Origin of the sequence: Pseudomonas sp. GM24 (genome assembly GCF_000282235.1) — a bacterium.
Taxonomy (GTDB): domain Bacteria; phylum Pseudomonadota; class Gammaproteobacteria; order Pseudomonadales; family Pseudomonadaceae; genus Aquipseudomonas.
In genome coordinates this window covers 1-1,555 of record NZ_AKJR01000327.1, presented here as the reverse complement: position 1 = coordinate 1,555, position 1,555 = coordinate 1, and the positions used below count along the sequence as shown (strand labels likewise).

The 1,555-nt window shown below is 59.9% G+C and carries 1 protein-coding gene; it reads left to right on the top strand.

The window, feature by feature from the left end:
* Positions 1–132: 132 nt before the first annotated feature.
* The gene (locus PMI23_RS27770) at positions 133–1,488 is read left to right on the top strand and encodes an MFS transporter (protein ID WP_007914203.1); all 1,356 of its coding nucleotides are present in this window, start codon (positions 133–135) and stop codon (positions 1,486–1,488) included.
* Positions 1,489–1,555: the final 67 nt, after the last annotated feature.

Genomic DNA, 1,555 nt, shown 5'->3' with positions numbered 1-1,555 from the left:
GTGAGCCTGCTCGCGATGAGGGAGTGTCAGTCACTCAGTTTCTGACTGACCCACCGCTATCGCGAGCAGGCTCACTCCTACAAGGGAATATCGCCATTCGCATAATCATAAAAACAAAACAGGTACCTTGCGATGCACAACCAGATTGCCAGCTTTCGGGCGGCACTCGACGCCCGTCCTGTGTCCCGCTATCAGTGGTTGCTCTTGATCCTGCTCGCCTTGCTGCTGGTCACCGACGGTTATGACGCCCAGGTGCTCGGTTACGTGGTGCCTGCGCTGGCGCAGGACTGGGGCCTGGAAAAGTCTGCGTTCGGCCCGGTTTTCAGCGCCAACCTGCTCGGCCTCACGCTCGGTTCGCTCGCAGTCACACCGCTCGCCGACCGCTTTGGCGTGCGCCGGATTCTGCTCGCCTGCGTGCTGATCTACGCCACGCTGACGGTGCTGATGGTCTTCGCCGACTCGCTGAACACACTGATGATCGCGCGCTTCATCTGCGGTATCGGCATGGGCGGAGCGATGCCCAGTGCCATGGCGTTGATGTCGGAATATTCGCCACCGCGGTTGCGCACCTTGATGGTGACGCTGGCGGCGTGTGGTTTTTCGTTCGGTGGCGCGGCGGGTGGTTTCGTCGCCGCCGGGTTCATCGACCAGTTCGGCTGGCAAGCAGTGTTTCTCGCCGGTGGCGTTACGCCGTTGCTGTTGTTTCCGTTTCTCTGGTGGATGCTGCCGGAGTCGCTGCCACGTTTGCTGCGTGATGAACCGCCGTATACGCGGCTGCGCAAAGTCACCGCGCGCATGCTGCCGGACTGGCAACCACCGCTGGCGACTGCCGAGCAGAACGAACGTGAGCAGGGCAGCAAACTGACCGTGGTCGAATTGTTCCGCAATGGCTACGCGCGACCGACCTTGCTGATCTGGGCAACGTTTTTCGTCAGCCTGATTCTGCTGTATTTCATGATCAGCTGGTTGCCGACGCTGCTTCTGGAAAGCGGCCTGAAACTCAACGAAGCCAATCTGGTGACGTCGATGTTTCTGTTCGCCGGCACCTTGGGCGCGATCTGCATGGCCTGGTTCGCTGACCGCTTGAAGCGCAAGGTGCGATTGTTGTCCGCAGTGTTGGCCGGTGCGGCGCTGTGCACGATTCTGCTCGGGCTAAATCACGACAACCCGCGTTATCTGGTCGCCTGCGTGTTCGCCGCCGGGTTCTGCATCATCGGCGGGCAACTGACGCTGAATGCGTTTGCCAGCAATTTCTACCCGGCGCATGTGCGTGCGACCGGCACCGGTTGGGCATTGGGCGTGGGTCGCTTCGGTTCGATTCTCGGGCCGCTGTTTGGCAGCCTGCTGCTGGCGATGCACATTCCAGTGACGCAGATTTTCTTCTTCTGTGCGATCCCGGCGGTCATCGCCGCGCTGCTGATTATTCAGGTGCGTTCGCCTTCCGAAGGAAATTCGGCAGTTGGAGTGGGGATATCTGTCAAATCCTGAAGAGCAAAAGATCGCAGCCTTCGGCAGCTCCTACATGGGAATGCATATTTCAATGTAGGAGCTGCCG

Excerpts from the sequence above, each read along its gene's own strand:
- PMI23_RS27770 (WP_007914203.1), top strand. The coding sequence starts at position 133 with ATGCACAACCAGATTGCCAGCTTTCGGGCGGCACTCGACGCCCGTCCT.